This window comes from Acetobacter sp., assembly GCF_047721705.1.
Classification (GTDB): Bacteria; Pseudomonadota; Alphaproteobacteria; order Acetobacterales; family Acetobacteraceae; genus Acetobacter.
Window position 1 is genome coordinate 1 of record NZ_JBDNXK010000137.1, and the last position, 5,101, is coordinate 5,101.

Below are 5,101 nucleotides of genomic sequence, written 5' to 3' on the forward strand. Positions count from 1 at the left end.
GGTACATATGATGGTGTGTGTTGACCATTCCCGGCATGACGACATGACCACTCATGTCATATACCTGTGAAGCATCGGGAAAAGGATCGTCACTGCCGCCAATCGCGCTGATTTTCCGGCCTTCTACGAAAATCCAGCCATTCTCCAATTCACGTCTGTCATCATCCATGGTGACAAGACGCAAAGCATTTTTCAGCAGAATACTTTGTTGCATATATGAAAGCACCTGAGCCTCTCTCCTGAAATACTGGAGAGAGGCGAAAGGGTCAGAACGATGTGGAGACCGTTCCTGTCATGGAAAAACGCGGCTGAACCATGAAGACGTTTCCGTAAGCCGTCGCTGGAGCATTGCTGCCGACATAAGCCGTCGCTCCGTCCTTGGCGCTGTAGACAGCGCCCATCGCAGCAGTCCGGACAATCGAGCTTGTGAGATTGGTGAAGTTCAGGCGGATGGTCGGTGACTGTAGAAAGCTGACCGGCTTGAAATGATAGCCAACAGACAGATTGTCGGTGACATACCCCGGGATACGCTGATCACCGGCAATGCTGACAGACTGCGGCCCGGTGTAATGTACGCCTGCATTCGCGAAAAAGCCCTGATATTTATAGGTCAGACCGAAGTTGGCCATAACGCGCGGCGCCATGATGGCCTGCGTGCCTTTGGAATGCAGCATGACGTTCTGATAAGGATCATAGACGTTGCTGTCCTGCGTCGCGTGCAGATACTCGACGGATGCGTATGGGCTGAAACCGTAGAACTCACGTCCGGCAATCATGGCATCAAAACCACGCATGGTCTGGCTGCCGATCGAGAACGGCCGGTAGTTGTTCATGCCGATATATTCATCAACAACACGATTGGTCACGTTGTAGTTGAACAGCGAAAGATCAAACATGAAATACTTGTTGTGATGACGATACCCCAGTTCTTCCTTGATGGAATACTGGTTTTTCAGGATCGGCACATTGGTGTAGAGCCAACCCATGTCGTTTTCCGTCGGCTGACGGTAATCACCCTCGGCATTCACATAAACCTGATTCTGGCTATCGATGTTATAGCCGATCGAAAGCTGTGGCAGTGGCTCGGTCGAATTCCGCCCCTGTCTACCGTAGTAATCGTGGTTCCACGCATTCACCATAACGAATTTGAAGCCAGCATTGATGACAAGCTTGTCGTTCAGGTATTTCGCCGTATCCTGAATGAACAGGGAATGCGTCTCGTAACCGGCGACCTGTCTGTCACCAAGATCAGTGCGATATTTGCCCCAGTTCGGGCTGGGCGCACCGCCGCCCGGCATCACAAAGCTGGTCGGATAGCTGCGGTCTGTCTCACTGTTATTATACCAGTAACCGAAAGACAGATGATTATGACGGTCAATGTCATAGCCCAGTGAAGCTGTCACACCGACAACCCGGTCGCCATGTTCCTGGAAATATGACACGGCGTTCTGCGGATTACCCATCGCATCAGGCTGCTGCGCCGTTGGTGCAGCACTCCAACCCTGACCGTAGGTCAGATACGGGTGCAGATGGAACGTCAACTTGTCATTCAGCACGATATGAATTGGCGCACTGAGGAAGATCTGGTTCCAATGATTGAAATTGTTCTTCCAGTAGTTCGCATTATCCGGGTGAGACGACCGTCCCCAGCCTTCTCCCGTGTGCTTGTAGTTGAGGAACTGAGATTCCGTCGGGTAGTTGTCGATCGTCCAGTCAGACTGGTTCCATGAAACAAACAGATTGGCGTTGGAACCGTTTTTCCAGTCCTTGCGCAGACCGAAATCGATATGGCGACGTTCGTTGATACCCGAGCCCATCCAGCTTCGCGCATGCGCATGCGAGAAAGAGAAATACCCTCTTACGCCTGTATTACCGATATCGCCCGACTCAAGACGGATGAACTGGCGGGACAGATTGTTGGTGCCGTAAGAGAAGTCGGTGACGCCTCCCATCTTGTGGGAAGGCAGGTAAGAGCGGGAGTTGACAATACCAGCAGCCGCCGAAACAACAGGAAGGTCACGCGAAGCACTGCCCGGCGTCATGCTCACTTCTTCGACGTTTTCCGAGTCAATGATTTCCGCGAGATACTTGGCCTGTCCGGCATTCACGTCGTCCAGCATGATTCCCATGTCGCGATCGGTAAAACCACGCGACTGAACCTGCCCACCCTGCATACCGGATGTATCCGGGGACGTAATGTTCACGCTCGGCATCATCTGCACCAGATCCAGCGCGGTTGAGACGGGGCTACGCGTCTCGATATATTCCTTGGTGACCGTCTGAACAGAGTGAGGCGCGGTTTCAACACGCATCATACCGCCGCCGCCGCTTCTCTGGCGGCGGGAAGACCCGACGGAAATCTCTTCAACGCCCCGCGCCTGCAAAGAACTCGCAGGCTTTTTCGCCGGGGCAGCCTGTTTGCTGGAAGAGACGTGGGAAGTCGATGCCGTGGCTTTCTTGGCATTCGATGCCGCGGCCTGCGCGGCCTTGGCATCAGAAGCAGCAACAGAGAAACCAACCGCACCTACCAGACACGACAGCATGGCGAGACGCTGACGATATGTCACGCGGGAAATAGCAGAACCGAAGGGTGTAACAACCGGGAGCGGCATAAGACGTTTCCTCATCAGGGAAGCCAGACAATAGCGCGGGAAGGAACAGCCTTTTTGCTAAACCGGCATTTCAGAAGCGGATGCTCCGAAAACTGCGCTGGCCCACCTGAAGGCTTTTGCATCACTGTTACACTCTGTTCACCACACTCAAACAAACGATACGATAGCGATATATACGCATTTCACCCTTTCTCTCAAAAACAAAAAAAGACATTTTTTCGTTGCCGTTTTTAGAGCGGTGAGAAAGCAGCTTTTCGGCGAAATGTGTAACGATATTTTAGCTGATGAAAAGAGAGGATCACGGAGAAAGATAAAACTTATTCTATTGATAATGCATATTATTTTATGGATCATCAACACAAAGAAACAATTAACCAGATCTCTTTTCAGCAGTATTAGATTACCCAAGAATCACATTGCGCGGTTCGATCGGCCGTCTCTTTTTTTGTTCCGCCCTGTGATAAAAATAACCTAACCAGCACATTCGGAATTTCAGCAAAAAAACTCGTTGCTTTCAGGCAACAGGGAAGCAGATTTTTTCTCATTCTTCAGCAGCGGCGAATGCAACAGCCGTTCCACGACTTCCGCGGTCACAAGAGCCGCAATCACCTCGGGCCGCTTGTCCCTCACCCCACGATTTCCGATGGGACAGACAAGTGAATCAAGCCGATCCTCAGATATGCCCAGTTCCCGAAAACTGGCTTCAAAACGCCGACGCTTCGTCAGGGATCCGATCAGCCCGACATAAGCCAGATCACCACGCAGCAGAGCGGCCTCAACGATCAGGGCGTCAAGCGCGTGATCGGGCGTCAAAACCAGCACACCCGCACCAGCCGGCGCTTCTTCCAGAACGGCCTCCCAGTTTCCTGTAATACGGACATCGACATCCGGTGGAATGGCACCAAATTCAGCAGCACGGCTATCGATCCATATCAGCCTCACCGGTAGGAATGACAGCGTTTGCGCAAGCGCACGTCCCACGTGGCCTGCCCCGAACATAAGCAGCGTGGGACGTTCTTTTTTCTCATCAGCAATGGCCTGTTCCAACCTGAACGCCAAAGCATCAGTCACTCTTTCCAAACGGACATACGCCCTGCCGCCACAGCATTGGCTTATGTTATTACCCCCCAGTACGAATTCATGCGCACGAAGCGTTTCGTGCCGCCTGAGCATATCGCGGGCGAGCGCCACGCATTCGTGCTCCAGGGCGCCGCCCCCGACGGTGCCGGCAAGAAAGTTCTCCCCCACCAGCATCAGAGCCCCCGCCTCACGTGGCGTAGACCCTCGGACATCCGTGAGCGTTACTGCAACAAGAGGAGTCCGTGCCGAGCGCCACTGCCGCAGATATTTTCCAATATCTTCCATGCGCACCTCACACGATTAGGCATTAGCTTCCCGCCGCAGGCGTTCCACCGTGCGCAAAATCATCTCCGGAGTGGCCGGTGCATCCAGTCGTGGGCAGATACGATAATCCGCTTCACTGGCGATCGCATCGGAAATGGCGTGAAGAACGGCAAGTCCATGAACGAATGGCGGCTCCCCAACAGCTTTCGATCGGAAAATAGTTTCTTCCTGATTGGGTGCCTGTTCCAGCAGTTTAACGTTGAAAATGCGTGGACGGTCGGAACATCCGGGTATTTTGTAGGTGCTGGGAGCATGGGTGCGTAGACGCCCTTTATCGTCCCACACCAGTTCTTCCATAGTGAGCCAGCCAGCCCCTTGAACGAATGCGCCTTCTATCTGCCCGATATCCAGAACCGGATTCAGGGATTGCCCCGCATCATGCAGGATATCGACGCGTTCGATCCTGTTTTCACCCGTCAGCAGATCGACCGCGACTTCCGCGCAGGCCGCGCCGTAAGCGAAATAGTAGAACGGCCGACCACGCCCCATTTGTGCATCCCATGAGATTTTCGGTGTCTTGTAAAAACCGGAGGATGAAAGGGAAACTCGGGCCATATAAGCCGCTTTTACCAGATCGGCGAATGCGACTGTTTCCTTACCGACCCGCACGCCTTCAGGGCCAAACCAGACTGCATCCTTTGAAACCTGCCAGCGTTCCGCAGCAAACTCTATCAACCTGTCCTTGATCTTGCGCGAGGCGTCCAGCACCGCCATGCCGTTCAGGTCCGCGCCGCTTGAGGCTGCCGTAGCGGAAGTATTCGGAACCTTCCCGGTCGTGGTTGCGGTAATGCGAACCCGATCCTCTCGCAGACCGAATTCCCGCATGACGACCTGCACCATCTTCGTGTGCAGCCCCTGCCCCATTTCCGTGCCGCCATGATTTACCTGCACGGAACCATCCGTGTAGACATGCACCAGTGCGCCAGCCTGATTATAGTGTGTCGCGGTAAAGGAAATTCCAAATTTAACTGGCGTGAGGGCAATGCCGCGACGAATGTAGGGGCTCTTCCGGTTGAACGCCCTGATTTCTTCACTGCGCGTACGATAATCGCACTCTTCAGCAAGTTGCGTCATGATTTCATAAG

At 53.4% G+C, this 5,101-nt stretch carries 3 protein-coding genes and 1 pseudogene; all 4 read right to left on the reverse strand.

The features are described from left to right. Positions 1-214, reverse strand: a pseudogene (locus tag ABF824_RS15310) (8-oxoguanine deaminase); the annotation flags it as partial. A 52-nt stretch (positions 215-266) separates the two neighbouring features. After that, complete coding sequence (locus tag ABF824_RS15315) at positions 267-2,612, reverse strand: TonB-dependent receptor (protein ID WP_415489847.1); 2,346 nt, start codon at positions 2,610-2,612, stop codon at positions 267-269. Positions 2,613-3,104: 492 nt separating this feature from the next. Then, positions 3,105-3,977, reverse strand: coding sequence for a xanthine dehydrogenase accessory protein XdhC (gene xdhC / locus ABF824_RS15320; RefSeq protein ID WP_415489848.1), 873 nt, complete (start codon positions 3,975-3,977; stop codon positions 3,105-3,107). A 15-nt stretch (positions 3,978-3,992) separates the two neighbouring features. After that, positions 3,993-5,101 (reverse strand): molybdopterin cofactor-binding domain-containing protein (locus ABF824_RS15325; protein WP_415489849.1); only part of this gene is annotated, 1,109 nt, incomplete at its 5' end.

Coding starts and splice junctions, on each gene's coding strand:
- xdhC (WP_415489848.1), bottom strand. CDS start 3,977: ATGGAAGATATTGGAAAATATCTGCGGCAGTGGCGCTCGGCACGGACT.
- ABF824_RS15315 (WP_415489847.1), bottom strand. CDS start 2,612: ATGCCGCTCCCGGTTGTTACACCCTTCGGTTCTGCTATTTCCCGCGTG.